At 72.7% G+C, this 19,541-nt stretch carries 20 protein-coding genes; 11 read left to right on the top strand and 9 right to left on the bottom strand.

Features of this window, described 5'->3' with window-relative positions:
* Positions 1 to 72 precede the first annotated feature (72 nt).
* Positions 73 to 309 (top strand): hypothetical protein, encoded by a 237-nt coding sequence (locus OG470_RS09660; protein ID WP_328422842.1) that lies wholly within the window; start codon positions 73 to 75, stop codon positions 307 to 309.
* Positions 310 to 346: 37 nt separating this feature from the next.
* Here the strand turns inward: OG470_RS09660 and OG470_RS09665 are convergent, their stop codons facing one another.
* Positions 347 to 2,833: a helicase-associated domain-containing protein gene (locus OG470_RS09665; protein ID WP_328422844.1), complete on the bottom strand. Its 2,487-nt coding sequence runs from the start codon at positions 2,831 to 2,833 to the stop codon at positions 347 to 349.
* An 84-nt stretch (positions 2,834 to 2,917) separates the two neighbouring features.
* Here OG470_RS09665 and OG470_RS09670 point away from each other — a divergent pair, with 84 nt between their 5' ends.
* Positions 2,918 to 3,541, top strand: a complete 624-nt coding sequence (locus tag OG470_RS09670) for an HAD family hydrolase (protein WP_328422846.1) — start codon at positions 2,918 to 2,920, stop codon at positions 3,539 to 3,541.
* Between the two features lie 28 nt (positions 3,542 to 3,569).
* Positions 3,570 to 3,956 (top strand): cold-shock protein, encoded by a 387-nt coding sequence (locus OG470_RS09675; protein ID WP_030329652.1) that lies wholly within the window; start codon positions 3,570 to 3,572, stop codon positions 3,954 to 3,956.
* Here the strand turns inward: OG470_RS09675 and OG470_RS09680 are convergent.
* A complete protein-coding gene (locus OG470_RS09680) occupies positions 3,917 to 4,765 on the bottom strand; it encodes a 1,4-dihydroxy-6-naphthoate synthase (protein WP_328422849.1) in 849 nt (282 codons plus the stop codon). The genes OG470_RS09675 and OG470_RS09680 overlap by 40 nt on opposite strands.
* A gap of 736 nt (positions 4,766 to 5,501) precedes the next feature.
* Between OG470_RS09680 and OG470_RS09685 the strand changes: the two genes are divergently transcribed.
* Together OG470_RS09685 and OG470_RS09690 are read left to right on the top strand one after the other, a co-directional pair.
* Complete coding sequence (locus tag OG470_RS09685; protein ID WP_328422851.1) at positions 5,502 to 5,675, top strand: helix-turn-helix transcriptional regulator; 174 nt, start codon at positions 5,502 to 5,504, stop codon at positions 5,673 to 5,675.
* Positions 5,663 to 6,364, top strand: coding sequence for a GNAT family N-acetyltransferase (locus OG470_RS09690; RefSeq protein WP_328422853.1), 702 nt, complete (start codon positions 5,663 to 5,665; stop codon positions 6,362 to 6,364). Before OG470_RS09685 ends, OG470_RS09690 begins: the two co-directional genes overlap by 13 nt.
* A gap of 17 nt (positions 6,365 to 6,381) precedes the next feature.
* Here OG470_RS09690 and OG470_RS09695 read toward each other — a convergent pair whose 3' ends face one another.
* On the bottom strand, positions 6,382 to 7,032 hold the full coding sequence (locus OG470_RS09695; protein ID WP_328422855.1) for a futalosine hydrolase: 651 nt from the start codon (positions 7,030 to 7,032) through the stop codon (positions 6,382 to 6,384).
* On the bottom strand, positions 7,029 to 8,618 hold the full coding sequence (locus tag OG470_RS09700; RefSeq protein ID WP_328422857.1) for an MFS transporter: 1,590 nt from the start codon (positions 8,616 to 8,618) through the stop codon (positions 7,029 to 7,031). The genes OG470_RS09695 and OG470_RS09700 overlap by 4 nt, the downstream gene beginning before the upstream one ends.
* Between OG470_RS09700 and OG470_RS09705 the strand changes: the two genes are divergently transcribed.
* Positions 8,617 to 9,546, top strand: coding sequence for a DUF3027 domain-containing protein (locus OG470_RS09705; RefSeq protein WP_442931185.1), 930 nt, complete (start codon positions 8,617 to 8,619; stop codon positions 9,544 to 9,546). The two genes, OG470_RS09700 and OG470_RS09705, sit on opposite strands and share 2 nt — an antisense overlap.
* A 36-nt stretch (positions 9,547 to 9,582) precedes the next feature.
* Here the strand turns inward: OG470_RS09705 and OG470_RS09710 are convergent, their stop codons facing one another.
* Positions 9,583 to 9,828 carry a DUF2530 domain-containing protein gene (locus OG470_RS09710; protein ID WP_328422861.1) on the bottom strand — a complete coding sequence of 82 codons (246 nt, stop codon included), beginning with the start codon at positions 9,826 to 9,828 and terminating at the stop codon, positions 9,583 to 9,585.
* A gap of 88 nt (positions 9,829 to 9,916) precedes the next feature.
* Here OG470_RS09710 and OG470_RS09715 point away from each other — a divergent pair, with 88 nt between their 5' ends.
* The 5 genes from OG470_RS09715 to thpR all read left to right on the top strand — a co-directional run bounded on the left by OG470_RS09715 (position 9,917) and on the right by thpR (position 14,566).
* Positions 9,917 to 11,395 (top strand): NCS2 family permease, encoded by a 1,479-nt coding sequence (locus OG470_RS09715; protein ID WP_328422863.1) that lies wholly within the window; start codon positions 9,917 to 9,919, stop codon positions 11,393 to 11,395.
* Between the two features lie 116 nt (positions 11,396 to 11,511).
* The gene (locus OG470_RS09720; RefSeq protein ID WP_328422865.1) at positions 11,512 to 11,961 is read left to right on the top strand and encodes a MarR family winged helix-turn-helix transcriptional regulator; all 450 of its coding nucleotides are present in this window, start codon (positions 11,512 to 11,514) and stop codon (positions 11,959 to 11,961) included.
* Between the two features lie 73 nt (positions 11,962 to 12,034).
* Positions 12,035 to 13,318 (top strand): MFS transporter, encoded by a 1,284-nt coding sequence (locus tag OG470_RS09725; RefSeq protein WP_328422870.1) that lies wholly within the window; start codon positions 12,035 to 12,037, stop codon positions 13,316 to 13,318.
* Between the two features lie 147 nt (positions 13,319 to 13,465).
* Positions 13,466 to 13,975, top strand: coding sequence for a hypothetical protein (locus tag OG470_RS09730; protein ID WP_328422872.1), 510 nt, complete (start codon positions 13,466 to 13,468; stop codon positions 13,973 to 13,975).
* Between the two features lie 12 nt (positions 13,976 to 13,987).
* On the top strand, positions 13,988 to 14,566 hold the full coding sequence (thpR, locus tag OG470_RS09735; RefSeq protein ID WP_328422874.1) for an RNA 2',3'-cyclic phosphodiesterase: 579 nt from the start codon (positions 13,988 to 13,990) through the stop codon (positions 14,564 to 14,566).
* Between the two features lie 22 nt (positions 14,567 to 14,588).
* On the opposite strand, the gene OG470_RS09740 is transcribed toward thpR, so the two are convergent.
* The 4 genes from OG470_RS09740 to OG470_RS09755 form a co-directional block, all read right to left on the bottom strand.
* Complete coding sequence (locus tag OG470_RS09740) at positions 14,589 to 15,575, bottom strand: aldo/keto reductase (RefSeq protein WP_328422876.1); 987 nt, start codon at positions 15,573 to 15,575, stop codon at positions 14,589 to 14,591.
* Between the two features lie 78 nt (positions 15,576 to 15,653).
* Positions 15,654 to 16,730 carry a septation protein SepH gene (gene sepH, locus OG470_RS09745; RefSeq protein ID WP_328422878.1) on the bottom strand — a complete coding sequence of 359 codons (1,077 nt, stop codon included), beginning with the start codon at positions 16,728 to 16,730 and terminating at the stop codon, positions 15,654 to 15,656.
* 185 nt (positions 16,731 to 16,915) lie between these two features.
* A complete protein-coding gene (gene serC, locus OG470_RS09750; protein WP_328422880.1) occupies positions 16,916 to 18,043 on the bottom strand; it encodes a phosphoserine transaminase in 1,128 nt (375 codons plus the stop codon).
* Positions 18,044 to 18,308: 265 nt separating this feature from the next.
* Positions 18,309 to 19,415: a citrate synthase 2 gene (locus OG470_RS09755; protein ID WP_328422882.1), complete on the bottom strand. Its 1,107-nt coding sequence runs from the start codon at positions 19,413 to 19,415 to the stop codon at positions 18,309 to 18,311.
* Between the last annotated feature and the right edge of the window lie 126 nt (positions 19,416 to 19,541).

Genomic DNA, 19,541 nt, shown 5'->3' on the forward strand with positions numbered 1-19,541 from the left:
AACCCCCTGTCCCACCGGTCCCTTGAGTGACACCCTGGGAGTACAGGGCCGGACCGGGCGGGGAGGCTGGGCATGACGGTCGACCGTGACGTGATCGAAGCGCACGAGCAGGCACCACCCGACGAGGTGTCCCGCGCGACCGTGGTCGCGTACGCCGTCGCGGCGGCGCTCCTCGTCGGGTGGTTCCTCTTCGGCTGGCTGGTGCTGCGGCAGGGCTTCGTCGACTCGGTCGGGGAGTCCGCCGGCGCCGGCTTCGCGCTGCTGCTGATCGTCTCGGTCGTCGGCACCGTACGCCGCAGCCGACGCTGACCGGCGCGCCCCGGCGGCCGGCCGGCGGTGATACTGGTCAGTCCGCCAGCACCGCCGCGGTGACCCGGTGCAGCGCGAAGGTGTGCAGCATCTCCGTCCGCTCGTCCTCGGCGCGCAGGTAGCCGGCGCCGATCGAGACCGGCTTGACCAGCCGGGACGCGGTCGCCCCGTGCGCGTCCACGTACCCCACCCAGACCAGCGCCCGGTCCCGGACCGCCTGCTGGAGCACGGCCAGCGCCTCGCTGTGCGTGTGCACCGGCACCGGGCCGCCGCCGAGCCCCGCGGCCCCGCCGCGCACCACCGCCGGCGCCCGTCGGGCCGCCCGCGCCGCCGCCTCACCCCGCCGGATCTGCTCCACCACGCCGAGCAGCCGCGGCATGGGCAGCTTCTGGGTGGCCACCGGATCCAACGTCCAACTGGTCGACAGCACTCGGGCGGGGGCCCGCCGGATCCTTGGCCGGGACAGCACGGTGCTGCCGCTGGCGTCCTCCGGCACCGGGGCGTACCCGGCGTCGCGCAGCGCGCCCAGCAGCCGACCGACCTGGTAGGGGGTGCTCAGCACCGTCGGGGCGAGCCGGCGCAGATTCAGCGACTCCAACCGCCGGTCGGCCAGCACCTCGGTGAGCAGCGCCTCGTCGTCGCTGCGCAGGTACGCCCCGGCCGAGCCGACCCGCAGGCCGCCGTGCTTGCGGGCCACGTCGTCCACCAGGTAGCTGAGCCCCTGCGGCACCGGGGTACGGGACCGCCGCCGAAACACCTCGTGCAGGTCGTCGGCCGAGTAGCCGGCGTCCAGCGCCCGCCGCACGCTCGCCGTGGTGACCCGGTGCACGCTCGCCCCGCCGGCCGACTCGAGCTCGGTCATCGCCTCCAACTCGGCGGCGAGCGCCGGCTCGGGCGGCCCGGGCACCACCACGGTCAGGTCGGCCTGCACCAGGAAGTGGTCGACCGGGGCGGGCAGCAGCGCGTCCAGCGCTCGGGCGGCACCCGACGGGTCGCCGCTCTCGACGTCGGCGTGCAGCCCCAGCGGGTCGCCGCCGCCCCGCTCGTCGGCGGAGGTCAGGTCGACCAGCAGCAGTCGGCCGTACGAGGTGAGCGCCCCCAGGCCGGTGACGCCGAGCTGCGCCGCTTCGGTCAGCACCTCCCGGTGGGCGGCCTCCCGGCCCCGGCTGCGCCGTGGCGCCCGCCAGTCCAGCAGGTCCTGCACCTCTTCCGGGGTGGGTGCGGTCGCGGGCTCCAGGTCGGCGAGCACGCCGAGCACCCCCCGCCGGGTGGGCGGCGCGCCGGCCCGCTCGACCTCGGCGGAGAGCGCGGTGATCGGCCGGTCCCGGTCGTCGCGCCGGCCGACCAGCCCCACCTGTCGAGTCATGGTCAGCCACGCGCGGGCCAGCTGCTCCCAGCGCTGGGCCAGCGAGGCGGCCCGCCACACCTCGTACCCGCCGGTCGGCAGTACCTGCTGATCCGCCCCGTACCGGGTGGTGGTCACGCCGGGTAGCTCCATCTCGCCGGCGAGCCCTGCCGCGTACGCCACCTCCAGCAGCAGCGCGGTGGTCGGCTCGTCCAACCCGGCGGTACGGGCCAGCCGGCGCAGGTCCCGGACGCCGATGCCGCCCGAGCGCAGCACCGGCGCGGGCTCGGCAGCGAGCTGCTCCAACAGCCCCTCGGTGTGCCGGACCACCTCCATGGTCTGCCCGGCTCCGGCCGAGTCGACCGCCTTCGCCTCGCGTGGCGCGGCGGCCACCGGCGGCGGGCTGGTGCGCAGCGGCCCGAGCGGGCCGCTGTCGCGGCGCAGCAGCAGGCCGACCTCGCGGGGTAGCTCCACCGTGCCGCTGGTCGTCGACGAGCCGTTCGAGATGGGAACGAGCAGCCGGTTGTCGACCAGCCAGCGCACCGGGGAGCCGGTCGGGGCGCCGCCGTTGGTCGGGTCGGAGAGCACCGTGTCCTCCGCCCCGAGCGGCGGCGCCTGCAACGCGCCCGGGGGCACGCTGCCCACCGGTGGTCCGGCCGCCAGCCGGTCCAGGATCGCCCGGGCAGAGGGGGGCGCGGCGAGCAGCGTCCGACGTAGCTTCGCCGGGTCCGCGCAGAGCGCGGCCGTGCGCGGGTCCAGCTCCGCGGCGGGGCGGCCGAGCCCGGCGGGGTACGGGGCGACCTCGTCGACGGCGGGGACCACCTCAAGCGCGTGCTCCGGGCCGTACAGCAGGAAGAGCGCGCGCAGCCGGCCGACGGCGGCCCGGACGGCCGTCGGCGCCGGTGGTTGCGGTCCGCTGGTCGCCATGGCGAGCACCGCGTCGGTGGCGGTGGTGCCCTCGTCCGGGTCCCGGGTGAGTCGGGCGGCGTCGAGGATCTGGAGGGTGAACTGGTCCAGCCCGTCCAGCGCACGGGCCACCGAGACCCGGGACTGAGCGCGGATGGCCAGGGCGGAGATGTCGGCCGGTACGGGCACGACGAGGTCGGGCCGCAGCTGGAGGAGCGCGGCCAGCGACTCGTCGGGCAGCGACCGCAGGTGGTCGGCGAGTGAGGTGGTCATCGTCTTCCCACGCTAGCCCGGCAACGACCCGTCGCGCCCGTCGGACGTCCGCCCGGCCGGGAGTCGCCGGGTACGTTTCTCGACATGCCCGCACTGACCGTCGGATTCGATCTCGACATGACCCTGGTTGACTCCCGCCCCGGCATCGCCGCGGCCTTCCGGGCGCTGACCGCCAGGACCGGCGTGCCGGTGGATGCTGACCTGGCGGTGTCCCGGCTCGGCCCACCGCTTCGCACCGAGATCGGGCACTGGTTTCCGCCGGAGCAGGTCGAGTCGGCCGTGCACATGTTCCGCGAGCTGTACCCGGCGTACGCGATCACCCCGACGGTGCCGCTGCCCGGAGCACGGGCGGCGATCGACGCGATCCGCGCCCGGGGCGGCCGGGTGCTGGTCGTCACTTCCAAGCTCGGCCGGCTGGCTCGGCTACACCTGGACCACCTCGGCCTGGTCGTCGACGAACTGGCCGGCGACCTGTTCGCCGAGGAGAAGGCCACCGCCCTGCGGGAGCACGACGCGACCCACTACGTCGGGGACCACGTGGCGGACATGGTGGCGGCGGGGGTGGCCGGGGTGCCCGGAATTGGCGTCGCGACCGGGCCGTGCTCTCCGGACGAGCTGCTCGCGGCCGGGGCGGAAGTGGTGCTGGATGATCTCACCAGATTCCCAGCGGCGCTCGACGGCATGATCCAGCTAGCCTTGGAGCAGTAGACGGCTCAAGTGAAGCAGGGGATCTCAGGTGCCTACGGGTCGAGTGAAGTGGTACGACACGGCCAAGGGATACGGCTTCGTCACCAGTGACGAGGGCGGCGACGTTTTCCTGCCCAAGGGCGCGCTGCCTGCGGGTGTCACCGACCTCAAGGGCGGTCAGCGGGTCGACTTCAGCGTGGTGGACAGCCGGCGGGGTGCGCAGGCCATGGGCGTCAAGCTGCTGGACGCGCCGCCGTCGATGGCGGAGCTGCGCCGCCGGCCGGCCGAGGAGCTGCACGGCCTCGTCGAGGACATGATCAAGGTGCTGGAGGCGAAGGTCCAGCCGGACCTGCGCCGAGGCCGGTACCCGGACAGGAAGGCCGCGCAGAAAATCGCTCAGCTGGTCCACGCGGTCGCGCGCGAGCTGGAGGTCTGAGGCACCAGCCCGGCGTCGGCGGCCCGGTCGAGCAGCGCCGCGACCGCTGCGAAACCGGCCTCGCCGAGGTCGGCGGTGAACTCGTTGACGTAGAGGCCGATGTGTCGGTCCACGACGTCGAGCTCCATCTCCTGGGCGTGCGCGAGCACGTACTCCCGACTGGCCGCCGGGTCGGCCCAGGCCTGCCGGACCGATTCGCGGACCCAGCCGGCGGCGGCCTGCGGGTCCACCGCGCCGCGTCGGGCCAGGATCGCGCCGAGGGGAATGGGCAGGCCGGTGTCGGCCTCCCACCACTCGCCGAGGTCGACCAGCGCGGTCAGGCCGTGCCGGTGGTAGGTGAACCGGGCCTCGTGGATCACCAGCCCGGCGTCGTAGCGGCCGGCCGCGACGCCCGGCATGATCTCGTGGAACGGGACCACTTCGATCCGGGCCGGCGGCCGCCCGGCCGACCAGAGCCGGAACAGCAGGTACGCGGTGGTCCGGTCGCCTGGCACCGCCACCGTGGCACCGGTCAGGTCGGTGCGGTCCGGCCCGCCGGCGCGGTCGCCCCGGGTGAGCACCAGTGGCCCGCACCCGCGACCGAGCGCGCCACCGCAGGGCAGCAGGTGGTAGTCGTCGAGCAGCCAGGGCAGCGCCGCGAAGCTCACCTTCACGAGGTCGAACGCGCCCTGCTCGGCCGCCGTGTTGGTGACGTCCACGTCGGCGTACGTCACCTCGACCGGCGGTGCGCCGGGCACGCGACCGTGCACCAGGGCGTGGAAGACGAACGTGTCGTTGGGGCAGGGCGAGATCGCCAGGGAGAGCGCCACGCCCCCACGTTAGCCCCGCCCCCGCGCAGCCACCCGCGCCCACCCCGCCGACTGTGATCCGACCCGGTTGCTCGCCTGGTCGCCGGCCTGGTTGCTCGCCTGGTCGCCGGCCTGGTTGCTCGTCCCGCGCTATCGGTCATTCCAGCCCGACGTGCTCCGCGGCGGCCACCAGGGGCAGACGTGTCACCTCGCTGCCTGTCGAGCTGCCCCAGATATGGGGCAGTGGCCTGCCGGAGGGTGGGCCGGGATGCGCCAGCTGGTCGGACGAGTTCGGGCGGAGCCGGCCGGTCGGGCGAGTTTGGGTGGGGTCGGTTGGTGGGGCGAGTTTGGGTGGGGTCGGCCGGTCGGGCGAGTTTGGGTGGGGTCGGCCGGTCGGGCGAGTTCGGGCGGAGCCGGTTGGTCGGGCGAGTTGGGCGGAGTCGGTTGGTGGAGCGAGTTCGGGTGGGGTCGGTTGGTGGGGCGAAGTCGGGTGGAGCCGGCTGGCCGGGCGGGAGTTTGGGCGGAGTTGGTTGGTCGGGCGAGTTCGGGTGGGGTCGGTCGGTTGGTCGCGCACCCAGCCGGTTCGCTGCGGCCACTTTCTTGGTACCCGGCTCTGCCCCACATCTGGGGCAGCTCGACAGGCTCGGAGCACAGTGCCCGCACCCTGTCAGCCGCGGTGGGAGACCCGTTCACCGAGTTATCCACAGGACGGATCGGGGCTGTTGACGGCGCTCGGCCGATTGAAAAGCATGGACGGGTGGTCGACGGGGACGGGCTCATCAATGTGGGTGCGGCGTTGCGTTCGCTGCGTCGACGTGCGGATCTGAGCCAACGAGAGCTGGCCGAACGATCCGGTGTGCCGAAGAGCACGCTGGCGCGGATCGAGGCCGGGCGGGCGGCGACCCGGGGTTCCGCACGGTGGAGCGGCTGATTCGTGCGGCCGGGGGTGAGGTGGCCTTCGCCGTGCCCAGCGATGCCCATGCCAACGCCCACCCCAGCGCTGCCCACCCAAACCCCCGCCGTAGCGACGTCGAGCCGCCGGACGAGCCACGGGACCAGCCACGGGACGAGGCGGGGCGCCGCTACCCGGCGCATCTCGACGTGCGACCGGTCCGAACACTCAAGGACTGGCCGGGCGCGTGGTGGGCGTACTCGTACACCCTGCCGCCGGAGCTGTGGCCGCTACCGGTGCCGGAGTGGACCTACGATCTCGACCGCGCTCGCCGCGACGAGAAGCGGTGGCGGCAACGGATGTTGGGGCGGGTGTCCTACCGGCGCGACGTGGGCGGAGCACCGGAGACGTCCCGGCGGTTCCTCGCCGAGCTGTCTGACGGGGAGATCGTCGGCGAGCTGCGGGCGCACGAGCGGAGTGTTGATCTGCTCCTCGGTGACGACCTCGGTGATCGGCGCGAGCTGGTGCTGGAGAGCGTGGTCGTGGTGCCCGAGCTGCGATGGCTGGGCATCGGGCGCCGCCTGGTCGAGTTGCTGGTGGCGGAGATGACCGGGACCAGCATCCGGACCGTCCACGCCATTGCCGAGTACAGCATCGTCGACTTCCTGCTGGCCTGCGGGTTCGAGCTGGAGGCGGCCCGGCCGTCGGCGCTGGCCCTACGGCTCTGATCTCGGCGTCCGCCGGGTCAACACAGGGCCGGGGCTGCCGCGGTGAGGGCGGTGAGGGCCGCACGCAGCCGCCACGTGTCCCGATTGCGGGGGCCGATCGGGTTGGAGATGGTGCGCAGCTCGGCGAAGGGCACCCCGGCCTGTGCCGCGGCGACCGCCACCCCGTACCCCTCCATGGCCTCGGCGACCGCTTCCGGATGCCGCCGGCGCAGCTCTTCGGTGCTGGCGGCGGTGCCGGTGACCGTGCTGACCGTGAGCACCGGGCCGGCCGTGGCGGCCGGCAGGGCGGCCCGCAGAGTCGCCAGCAGCCGCGGATCGGCCGGCACCACGCTGCCGCTACCGAGCAGCGCGGGCGGCATGCCCAGCTCGTCGACGGGGATGAAGCCGTCCGGTGACTCGGCGCCCAGGTCGGCGGCGATGCTGGCGGTGCCGAGCACCGTGTCCCCGACCGCGGCCTGACCGGCGAAGCCGCCGGCCACGCCGGCGCTGACCACCGCGCGGTACGGGCGGCCGGCCGCCTCAGCCAGCGCCAGCAGTCGAGCGGTGGCGGCGCCGGCCACGGCCGGGCCCACCCCGACCGGAGCCACGGTCACGCTGGCGTCGGTCAGCCCGGCCCGGATCGCGTCCGCCTCGGCGGGCACCGCGGTCACCACCAGCAGGCCGGTCACGAGACGGACCCGGGGGACTCCCGGCGGGTGTCGTCGTCCGCGACGCCACCCGGTCCGCCGACCGCCGAGGAGGGGCGGTAGATGTGGTAGCCCGGTGGGGCCAGCCCTGGGTCGTCGAAGTGCGGCGAGCCAGCCTGGTTGGGTGCCGGCGAGGTGGGCGTGGGGTCCGCTGGCTCGTCGTCGGCCAACTCGTCGTCGCCCAGCGGCCGGCCGGCCAGCTTCTCGCCGCGCAGCCGGGCGGCGACCAGCACACCCCGGGTGGCGGCCAGTACGCCCACCCCGCCGGCGACCGCGATGCCCATCCGACCGTCGAACGGGACCAGCCCGAGCCCGCCACCGGCGACGAAGGCGAGCATCAGCACCGTCTCGGAGTGGGCGAAGGAGCTGGCCCGCAGCCGCTCCGGGATGCGCTCCTGGATCGAGGCGTCCACGGCCAGCTTGGAGACGCCGCTGGCCAGAGCAGTGACCAGGCAGAGCAGGGCGACCATCGGCAGCGAGAACTGGATGACGGCGAGCACGGCCACCCCGGCCAGGATGATCATGCTGCTGGACTGGATGGCGGCCGGCCGATGGATGCGCAGCCGGGTGCCGATGGCGGTGGCCAGGAAGGTGCCGACCGCCAGCGCGCCGCCGACCAACCCGAGCGCCCACTCGGCACCCAGGTCCCGGCCGAACACGACGGTGGTCAGGTCGCCCTTCTTGATCGCGAAGGCGAGGAAGAGCAGCAGGAAGCCGTAGACCGCGCGCAGGGTCGCGGCACCGATCAGGGTGGCGATCACCAGCCGGCCGGCCGGGCGGCCCCGGCCCAGTGGCCGGTCGCCCCGGCGTCGGCCCAGCGCGCGCAGCGCCCGAGGGACTCTTTCCGGTGGCTCGGAGTCGGCCTTCGGTGGCAGGCGCAGGGAGATCACCATGCCGACCAGGAAGATCACCGAAGCGACCCGAAGCGGCCACTGCGGCCCGAACCAGAACGCGGCCAGCCCGATCGGCGCCACCAGTGCGCCCGCCACCGTGCCGTAGACGCTGGCCCGGGCGCCCACCTGGGAGAGGCCGAGCCCTTCCGGCAACAGCCGGGGCACGGCCGCCGACCGGGCCACGCCGTACGCCCGGGAGAGCGCGAGCACGCCGAACGCGGCCGGATAGAGCCCGAAGCCGTGGATGTAGTCGGAGATCAACCAGGCCAGGAACGCCCGGCCGAGCATGGTGGCGGCCAGGGCGTACCGCCGGCCATGCCGGAAGTGGTCCAGCAGCGGACCCACCACGGGGGCGAGCATCGCGAACGGCACCATGGTCACCAGCAGATAGAGAGCGACCTTGCTGCGGGCCTCGCCCAGCGGCACGTTGAAGAAGATCGTCCCGGCCAGGCCGATGGCGATCAGAGTGTCGCCAGCGCAGGAGACGGCGTGCAGGTCGAACAGCCGGACCATGCCGACCTCGCCGCCGGCGCCCCGGGCCCGGGCCCGGCCGGCTCGGCGGGTCATCCAGCGCCCGCTGCCCACCGAACCACGCAGCAGCAGACGGACGGCGCGGATGCCGGTGCCGACGGTCCGCCCGAGGACGGATCGCCCGGAGCGGGAGTACGACGGCATGTGCACCATCCTCGCCCATCTGATCCAGGTACGCCGCACCACTGCGGCGAAAGGTTCCCCGGGAGTCCCTGTCACCCCTGCGGGGCGCATGGGGAACAATGGTGAGGTGACCAGGCCCGTCTCCACCCGTGCCGCCCGTCTCGACCAGGTCTGCGCCGCTGCCGTCGAGGTGGCCCGCGCTGGCATCACCGAGGTGGACGCCGACGATGTCGGCGACCACCTGCAGGTCGTGGCCGAGGGTGATCGCCTGGTCACCCATTACTTCGAATGCTGCCTCGCCGGCTACCGCGGCTGGCGGTGGGCGGTCACCGTCACCCGGGTGCCGCGCAGCCGCACGGTGACCATCTGCGAGACGGTGCTGCTGCCCGGCCCGGACGCGCTGCTCGCGCCGGGGTGGCTGCCCTGGCAGGAGCGGCTCAAGCCGGGCGACCTGGGCCCAGGTGACCTGCTGCCGACCTCGCCGGACGATGACCGGCTGGTCCCCGGCTACCTGCTCTCCGACGACCCGGCGGTCGAGGAGACTGCCTGGGAGTTGGGCCTCGGGCGAGCCCGGGTGCTCTCCCGGGAGGGCCGCGCCGATGCCGCGCAGCGCTGGTACGAGGGTGACCACGGCCCCGCCGCGGCCATCTCCGCTTCGGCGCCGTCCGCCGCCCGCTGCGGCACCTGCGGGTTCTACCTGCCGCTGGCCGGTGCCATGCGGCAGGCATTTGGCGCGTGTGGCAACTTCTACGCCCCCGATGACGGCCGGGTGGTGAGTGCCGACCACGGTTGCGGCGCCCACTCCGAGACGCTGATCGAGGCGGCCGAGACCGCCGTCGAGGAGTTGCCCACGGTGTACGACGACAGCGCGGTGGAGGCCATGTCGGTCAGCCGTGCCCCGGGCTCGGTGGAGGCCGCCGAGCCGGCGGAGCCGTACGGGCACTCCTGACGGTCTGCGCCGGGTGTCCCGGCGCACCCGCCCGGGTCAGCTCGCGCGGCGGCGGCGTCGGTTGGCGTCGTGCCGCAGCATCACGGCGAGACCGGGGAAGCCCCACAGGAAACCGGCCAGGCAGGTCCACAGCCAGTTCTCGTGATCGTGCTCGGTGAGCCAGCCCCGGAAGAAGATCAACAGGACCAGCCCGGCCACTGCCCACGCGATCAGCCCGGCGACGGCGAACGGCACCATCGGCGGGTCCAGCGGCGCGGGCCGCGGTGGCTGCTCGTTCGGCATCGCGCAAGCGTACGCGATCGACTTCCCCTGCCGACCCGCGATCTGGGACGATGCGCGCGACAACCGGAAGATCACCTGCGAGGACCTGATGGCAGTAGAGCCGCCCGAGAACGGCACACCACCCGACCCCGCTCACCCGCGTAACGGCTTCGACCGGTTCTTCGAGATCTCCGCCCGCGGCTCGACGGTGAGCCGTGAGGTACGCGGTGGCCTGGCGACCTTCTTCACGATGGCGTACATCGTGGTGCTCAACCCACTGATCCTGGGCGGTGCCGTCGACGGTGATGGCAAGACCCTCCCGATCCCCGCGCTGGCCGCGGCGACCGCGCTGGTCGCCGGCCTGATGACCATCCTGATGGGTGTGGTGGGCCGGTTCCCGCTGGCGCTCGCCGCCGGTCTCGGTGTCAACGCGCTGGTGGCGTACGAGATCGCCCCCGAGATGACCTGGGCCGACGCCATGGGCCTGGTGGTGATCGAAGGTGTGATCATCGCGGTGCTGGTGCTCACCGGTCTGCGGACTGCGGTGTTCCGCTCGGTGCCGACCCAGATGAAGACCGCGATCGGGGTCGGCATCGGCCTCTTCCTGACCATCATCGGCCTGGTGGACGCCGGCTTCGTCCGGCGGATCCCGGACGCCGCCAACACCACCGTCCCGGTCGGCCTGGGCATCGGCGGCAAGCTGGTGAGCTGGCCGATGCTGGTCTTCGTGGTGGGTCTGCTGATCACCCTGGTGCTGGTGGTCCGCCGGGTGAAGGGCGCGATCCTGATCGGCATCCTCGCCTCGACGGTGCTGGCGGTGATCGTGGAGGCCATCGGCAACATCGGCCCGTCGTTCGTCAACGGTCAGCCCAACCCGAAGGGCTGGTCGCTGAACGTGCCGGAGCTGCCGAAGACGGTGGTGGACCTGCCGGACCTGTCGCTGCTCGGCAAGTTCAACGTGCTCGACTCGTGGGGCCGGGCCGGCTGGCTGGTCGTGCTGATGTTCGTCTTCACGCTGCTGATCACGGACTTCTTCGACACCATGGGCACGATGGTCGCGGTGGGCCAGGAGGGTGGCCTGCTCGACGAGAAGGGCACCCCGCCGAAGGCCAAGGAGATCCTGCTGGTCGACTCGATCGCCGCGGCGGCCGGCGGCGCGGCCAGCACGTCCAGCAACACGTCGTACATCGAGAGCGCCGCCGGTGTCGCGGAGGGCGCCCGGACCGGGGTGGCCAACCTGGTCACCGGCGTGCTCTTCCTGCTGGCGATGTTCCTGGCGCCGCTGGTGGTGGTCGTGCCGTTTGAGGCGGCCTCGACGGCCCTGGTGGTGGTCGGCTTCCTGATGATGACCGCGGTGCGGACGATCGACTGGTCCGACTACGAGATCGCCATCCCGGCGTTCCTCACCATCGTGCTGATGCCGTTCACCTACTCGATCTCCAACGGCATCGGTGCTGGCCTGATCACCTTCGTGGTGGTCAAGCTGGCCAGGGGTAAGGCCCGGGAAATCCACCCGCTGCTGTACGGGGTGGCCGCGCTGTTCGTGCTGTACTTCCTGCGCGGGCCGATCGAGTCTCTGGTGCTCTGACCGCACGTCCGGGCGGGGAGCCCAATCGGATTCCCCGCCCGGGCCAGCACAAACTTCCTCGTGAGCCTGGTCATATCGGATGTCGTTAGCCAGGCTCATTAGTTAAGCTAACTATCGTGACGGAGCGGACGGTGACGGCGAAACGCGTGCCACCGGCGCAACTGGCTCCCCAGTTGCGTGATGCGATCACCCGACTCAACCGACGGGTCCGCCAGGCCCGACCGGTCGGCGACCTCACGGTCACCCAGGTCTCTGCGCTCACCAGCCTGCGGCTGGCTGGCGCGCTGACGCCCCGGGAACTGGCCGACGTGGAGCGGGTGCAGCCACCGACGATGACCAAGATCGTTGCGAAGTTGGAGGACCGCGGCCTCGTGCAGCGGACCCCCCATCCGACCGACGGCCGGCAGGTCATCCTCGCGGCGACCGAAGGAGGGCAGGCCGTGCTCGACCAGTTCGAGCGGGCCCGCGATGAGTGGTTGGCCCACCGGCTGGCCGCGCTCGACGATGACGAACGGGAGACCCTGCACAGGGCCGCCGGGATTCTTCAGCAGCTCGCTCGCGCCTGAGCCCGCGCCCGCGCCACCGGGCCGTGCCGTCACGTGTCGATGACGCGTACGTCCCGGAGGAGGCGCACTAAGAGTGCAGTCCAAGCTGAGCACGATGTTCCAGTCCCTACAGGTCCGCAACTACCGCCTTTTCGCATCCGGGCAGCTGATCAAGCTGATCGGCGTCTGGATGATGTTCATCGCCCAGGACTGGCTCGTCCTCGAGCTCTCCGACAACTCGGCCACCGCGCTCGGCGTGGTCACTGCACTCCAGTTCACCCCGGTGCTGCTGCTCACGCTGCTCTCCGGCCGGCTCGCCGACCGGTACGACAAGCGGGTGCTGCTCTTTGCCGCGAACGCCTTCTGGACCGTGTTGGCGCTCGGCATGGCCGTGCTGGTCCTCACCGACCTGGTGCAGCTCTGGCACGTCTTCGCCTTCGCCGCGCTGCTCGGCACCGCCAATGCTGTGGAGACCCCGGTCCGCCAGGCGTTCGTCTCCGAGTTGGTCGGTACGCCACTGCTGCCCAACGCGCTGTCGCTCAACGCGGCCGTGTTCAACTCCGCCCGGATCGTCGGCCCGGCCGTCGCCGGTCTGGCCATCGCCGCCTTCGACGTGGGGCCGGTCTTCCTCTTCACCGCGCTCAGCTCGATCGCGCCGCTGGTCAACGTGGTCCGGATGCGTACGGCCGAGCTGCACCGCGACGCCCTGCTGCCCCGGGACGAGCGGGCGTCGGCCCGGGTGATCGACGGGCTGCGGTACGTGTGGCGCCGCCCGGACCTGCTGCTGCCGATGGCGGTGATGTCGGTGATCGGCATGTCGCTGTTCAACTTCCAGCTCACCCTGGCTGCGCTGGCCAAGACGGTGTTCCACACCGGTGCCGCCTCCTTCGGCCTGTTCAGCACCGCGCTGGCGGTTGGCGCGCTGGGTGGTGCGCTCAGCGGCACCAGCCGGCGCAGTCGACCGTCGGTCTGGCTGGTGCTCGGTGCCGCGATCGCATGCGCCAGCTTCGGCACCATGGTCGGCTTCGCGTCGGCGTACTGGTTGGTCGTGACGCTGCTGGTGCCGACCGGCTTCTTCATGGTCTTCTTCGCTCAGGCCGCCAACCAGCGGGTCCAGTTGGGTGTGGACGCGGCCTTCCGGGGTCGGGTGATGGCCCTGTGGGTGCTGGTGTTCCTGGGTACCAACCCGGTCGGCGCGCCGCTGATCGGCTGGGTCGCGGAGCACTACGGTGCCGGCGCGAGTATCTGGATGGGTGGTCTGATCTCGCTGGCCACCGCGCTGATCGCGCTCACCTGGCAGCTGCGCCGCTCGGGTGCCCGGCTGCGCTTCCGGGTGCTGCCGATGCCCCGCTTCTACGTCACCTCCACCGACTGCTGAGGTGTGGGGAAGGGCCCCCTGTTATCGGATTCCGCGTAACAGGGGGCCCTTTCCGTACTGTCGAGCCCGGGCAGGTCCCGTTGAGCGGATGGCGCGGATGCGGCCAATTCGGTGGCGGGGCGGCACGACGGGGCTTAGCGTCGATACGTGGGAGTCGGACGTGCGCTGATGCTGGCCCTGGCGTTCCTCGCCGTGGCCAGTCTGCCGGCGGCCTTCGCCCTGCTCTTCTGCGCCGACGAGATCCTGGACCGGGTGGTCTGCGGCTGGTCCGAGTGGCGTGAGCGCCGGCGGGAGCGACGAACCATCGCCCGTCTCGACCGTGCCATCGAAGCCGACGCACTGACCCGGGACATCGACCTCAGCGAGTTCGACCGGATCGACCGACGCCCTCTCGAACAACTCGCCGCCGACCTGCGCCGCCTCGGCGGCCAACGGCTCGGCGGGACCGGCCGGTCGATGGTGTGGCACGGCGCGGTGCTCCAGGCGTACGACGACCGGCTCCGGCTGGCCTGCCGCGCCCTTGGCATCACCGAACATCTCGCCGAGTTGACCGGCGTCGACCAGGAGATCGAGCGGGTCCGGGTGGAGGGCGTGTTGCACGCCGCCGGGCTGGCCCTGCCGGCGGCCCGGGCCGGGCACCGGCAACGGCACCGCTGAGAGGCCCGACGGTTGCGGCTCTTCGTGGCGGTCTGCCCGCCCCTTGAGGCCCTTACCCACCTCGGCGCAGAGGTCGCCCGACTGCGGATCGGCGCGGCGGCCGCCGCCGGCACCAACGTCCGGCTCGCTGACCCGCCCGAACTGCACCTCACCCTGGCCTTCCTTGGTGAGGTCGAGACGGCCCGGCTGGTCGAGGTGGAGAGCGCGCTCGGGCTGGCCGCCGAGTGGTTCCGCGACGGTCGGGACGCCTCGCCCCGACTGAGCCTCGGCGGTGGCGGCCGGTTCGGCCAGGGTCGGTCCACCGTGCTCTGGGTGGACCTCCAGGGCGACGTCGAGTCGCTGCACGCACTGGCCCGGCTCATCCGGTCCCGGCTACGGCACGCCCGGCTGCCGTACGACGACAAGCCGTACCGCCCGCACCTGACCGTCGCCCGGCCCGGCGACCGGGTGGACCCGGCCGACATCGAGGCCGACCAGGCCACCCTGGACGGCTACCAGGGGCCGCCGTGGCCGGCGACCGAGCTGCTGCTGGTACGCAGCCACCTCGGCCCCGGGCCACGCTACGACCGCCTCGCCGCCTGGCCGCTCTGACTCAGCCCACGGTGACGGATGATCACCAGGCCCACGCCTCCGGGCCGGGGCCGCCCTTGCCGACCGGCGGGAACAGCTCGTCCAGCCGACCCAGCGTCGCCTCGTCGAACGTGACCTCCAGCGCGCCGAGCGACCGGTCCAACTGCTCGGTGGTGCGCGGGCCGATGATCGGTGCGGTCACCCCCGGCCGACTCAGCAGCCAGCCGAGCGCCACGTCGGCCGGGTCGTGGCCGAGATCGGCGCAGAGCTTCTCGTACGCCTCGATGGTCGGCCGGTGCTCAACCAGCGAGTCGGCCGCGCGGCCGCTGGTGCCGCGCGCGGCAACGCCCTCGGCCATCTTGCGCAGCACCCCGGCGAGCAGCCCACCGTGCAGCGGCGACCAGGGGATGATGCCCAGGCCGTGGTGCTGCGCGGCCGGTACCACCTCCAACTCGACGTGTCGGGTGAGCAGGTTGTAGATGCACTGTTCGGAGACGAGCCCGAGGAAGTTGCGCCGGCCGGCGGCTTCCTGCGCCACTGAGATGTGCCAACCGGCGAAGTTGGACGACCCGACGTAGAGCACCTTGCCCTGCGCCACGAGCGTCTCCATTGCCTGCCAGATCTCCTCCCATGGCGTGCTCCGGGAGATGTGGTGCATCTGGTAGAGGTCGATGGTGTCGGTCTGCAACCGGCGCAGCGAGTCCTCACAGGCCCGGATGATGTGCCGGGCGGAGAGGCCCTGCTCGTTGGGCCAGGTGCCCATCTTGCCGTAGACCTTGGTGGCCAGGACGACCTTCTCCCGCCGGCCGCCGCCCTGGGCGAACCAGCGGCCGATGATCTGCTCGGTGATCCCCTCCCCGGTCTGCCAGCCGTAGACGTTGGCGGTGTCGAAGAAGTTGATCCCGTGCTCCAGCGCGCGATCCATGATCGCGAAGCTGTCCGGCTCGCTCGTCTGCGGCCCGAAGTTCATCGTTCCCAGGCAGAGCCGACTGACCGAGAGGCCGGTGCGGCCCAGATTCGTGTACTCCATGAAGCCCACACTGCCACGGGGGCACTTCGAGTGCCTCGCGCCGACGGGTGGCGAACCGCCACCCGTCAACGCGAAGCGTCAGGAGGACTCGCGGGCGGCCGGACCGCTGCCGAAGAGCACGTCGTCCCAGCTCGGCAGCCGCTTGCGCGGCTTGCCGTTGGCGTCGGTGGACTCGCCACCGGCCGCCGCCGCGCCAGTCCGGCGGGGCCGCAGCACCGCCAGCGACGGCACGGCCGGCACCTCCTTGGGCGCGTCCGAGTCGTCGTCGAAGGCCGACCCCTGGCCGCCGCCGAGCAGTGCCGCGGCACCACCGCCGACCGGCCGCTGCCGGGGTGCGTCCGAGCCGGCAAGGGCGGCCGGGGTACGCGGCTCCAGGCCGCGGCCCGACGAGGCGCCGAGCGGGCGGTCCAGCGAGGCGAGCAGCGCGTCCCGCCCGGCCCGGATCGGGTCCCGGCCGGTGCGCGGGTGCTCGGACGCCGCCGGCAGCCCGTGCCCGCCGCGACTCGGCTCACCGCGCGACGGACCGGGCAGGGAGTGCCCGCCCCGCTCCGGCGCCGGCTCCTGGCCGAGGATCGGCGTGGGTCGCTCGGCGCACAGGTACTGCGCCATGTCGTCGTGCGGGGTGACCGCCTGCCGGGTCTTGTCGAGATCCCAGATCGCCTGTGCGGTGGCCTTGCCGGACGGCCAGGTGGCGATGATCCGCCAGGTGCCGTCGTCGCGCCGGTACGCGTCCCAGGAGATCTTCTCGGTGTCGATGCCGTGCTGGCTCAGCCGGCCGTTGACCACCTCGGCGAGCGGGGTGGGCTTCTCCGCGCCCTTGAGCCGGGTGCGGCGGGCGTGCTGGGCGAGCATCGCCCGCTCCTGGAGCACCGGGCCGGCGTAGCGCAGCACCCGGTCGACCGGCACCCCGGCGATCCGGGCGACGTCCTCGGCGGACTCACCGGAGCGGATGCGGGCCTGGATGTCCCGAGGGGACAGTGAGGGGATCGGGTCGGCAGCCGTCGGTGCCGCCGCGAGCGGCGGGGCACCCGGCTCGGCGTGCATCGCGCCGGCGATCCGCTCGTCGATCGGCAGGGCGAGCAGCCGCCCGACCTCGTCGGCGAGAACCAGGGCATGGCCGTCCTCGGAGAGGGCGACGAAGCGTACTGGGCGCATAGCGTTGCCTCCGTCCCGCTTCGCTGGCCGCACGCCACGAGTCGGCCACCCAGGCGTCTCGGACCACCGTACGCGCATCTGTCTCGGGGTGGGGGAAGCGACACCCCGCATGTCGCGACTGAGCTGCAACGATGATCACGGTCGGTGTCCGCCGGGGCCCCGACGAACACCGTCCGTGACGATCCTCAGAGCCGTTCGACCACGTAGTCGATGGACGCCGTCAGCGCCTCGACGTCGGCCGGCTCGATGGCCGGGAACAACGCCACCCGCAGCTGGTTGCGACCGAGCTTGCGGTACGGCTCGGTGTCCACGATGCCGTTGGCGCGCAGCGCCTTGGCGATCGCGGTGGCGTCCACCCCGTCCGCGAAGTCGATGGTGGCGACCACGTTGGACCGCAGCGCCGGGTCGGTGACGAACGGAGTGGCCACCGTGGACCGCTCCGCCCAGCCGTACACCGTGGCGGCGCTCTCGGCGGTGCGCTTGGCGGCCCAGGCCAACCCGCCCTGCGCGTTCATCCAGTCGGTCTGCTCGGCGGCCAGGAAGATGGTGGCCAGCGCCGGGGTGTTGTACGTCTGCTCCAGCCGCGAGTTGTCGATCGCGGTGACCAGGTCGAGGAAGGCGGGGATGTACCGCCCGGACGCCTTGATCTCGGCGGCCCGGTCCAGCGCGGCCGGCGACATCAGGGCCAGCCAGAGACCACCGTCGGAGCCGAAGCACTTCTGCGGCGCGAAGTAGTAGACGTCGGTCTCGCCGACGTTGACCTCCAGGCCGCCGGCGCCCGAGGTGGCGTCGACCAGCAGGAGCGAGCCCTCGTCCGCCCCGGCCACCCGGCTGATCGGCACCGCCACACCGGTCGAGGTCTCGTTCTGCGGCGTCGCGTAGACGTCCACGCCGGCCTCGGCGACCAGGGTCGGCGCAGTGCCCGCGTCGGCCTTGCGGACGGTCGGCTCGCCCAGGAACGGGGCGTCCTTGACCGACTTGGCGAACTTGGCGCCGAACTCGCCGAAGCTGGCGAACTGCGCCCGGTCCCGGATCAGGCCGAAGGTGGCGACCTCCCAGAACGCGGTGGTGCCACCGTTGCCGATCACCACCTCGTAGCCCTCGGGCAGCGAGAAGAACTCGGCGATGCCGGCGCGCAGCCGAGCCACCTGGTCGCGGACCGTCTTCTGCCGGTGCGAGGTGCCCAGGTAACTGGTCGCCACCTCGGCGAGGGCGGACACGGCCGCCGGCCGGACCTTGGACGGGCCGCAGCCGAAGCGTCCGTCGGCGGGCTTGATCTCGTCGGGAATCCGGATGAGCGGTGCGTCAGCCACGGTCTTGAAGGTCCTTCCGCAAGGGCGAGGGCGGGCTCGGTGCGGACCGGCGGCGGGCGCGTACGCGGGCGCACGGCAGCCGGGATCCGACCGGCGATCCGGCGACACTGCCGACCCTCATCCTCGCACCCTGACCCGCGCGGGGCAGGCGGGGTCCCGAGGGACGGCCTGAGTCCTTCGCCACACCCGGCGCCGACCGCTCGGACGGCGGTTGGGAAGGGCCCCCCTCTACGTCCGCCGTAGAGGAGGGGCCCTTTCTTACCGCTCAGACGCCGTGCGGGATGGCGCTCCAGCCTTCGACCTCGCTGGGCTTGCGGGTGTTCGGGCCGATGTACCGGGCGGACGGACGGACCAGCCGCTGCAGGCGCTTCTGCTCCAGGATGTGCGCGCTCCAGCCGCCCATCCGGGCGCAGGTGAACATCGAGGTGAACATGTGCGCCGGCACCTCGGCGAAGTCCAGGACCACGGCCGACCAGAACTCGACGTTGGTGGCCAGCACCCGGTCCGGGCGGCGGGCCTGCAACTCGGCCAGGGCCGCCTTCTCCAGCGCCTCGGCGATCTCGAAGCGCGGCGCGCCCAGCTCCTTGGCGGTGCGCCGGAGCACTCGGGCGCGCGGGTCCTCGGCCCGGTAGACCCGGTGGCCGAAGCCCATCAGCCGCTCGCCGCGGTCCAGCACGCCCTTGACGTAGCCCTCCGCGTCACCGCTGCGCTCCACCGCCTCCAGCATGCTGAGCACCCGGGACGGGGCCCCGCCGTGCAGCGGGCCGGAGAGGGCGCCGATGCCGGAGGAGATGCAGGCCGCCGCGTCCGCCCCGGTGGAGGCGACGATGCGGGCGGTGAAGGTGGAGGCGTTCAGGCCGTGCTCGGCGGCCGAGATGAAGTACGCGTCAACGGCCTTGACGTGCCGCGGGTCGGGCTCGCCCCGCCAGCGCTTCATGAACCGCTCGACGATGGTCTGTGCCTTGTCGATCTCCTTCTGCGGCACCGCCGGCAGGCCGAGGCCCCGGGCGGACTGGGCGACGAAGGAGAGCGCGGTCACCGAGACCCGGGCGAGGTCCTCGCGGGCCTGCTCGTCGGAGATGTCCAGCAGCTGGTTGAGCCCCCAGTACGGGGCCAGCATGGCGACCGCGGACTGCACGTCGACGCGGATGTCGCCGGAGTGCACCGGCACCGGGAACGGCTCCGCCGGCGGCAGGCCCGGCCCGAACCGGCCGTCGACCAGCAGCGCCCAGACGTTGCCGAACGAGACCTGGCCGATCAGATCCTCGATGTCGACCCCGCGATAGCGCAGCGCGCCACCCTCACGGTCCGGTTCGGCGATCTCGGTCTCGAAGGCGACTACGCCCTCCAGCCCGGGTTTGAAATCGGCCATGTCGCTCTCCTGGATCTGGTCGGTGCGCCCGATCAGCTCATCCGGCCCGGTCGGCCGAGCGCCTTAGGCGACCCTCAGGGATGTGTTCGGAACATCTTGCCTGGTGAGTAACCGGATACGCGACCC

It is taken from the genome of Micromonospora sp. NBC_00389 (genome assembly GCF_036059255.1).
In the GTDB taxonomy this organism is placed as follows: domain Bacteria; phylum Actinomycetota; class Actinomycetes; order Mycobacteriales; family Micromonosporaceae; genus Micromonospora.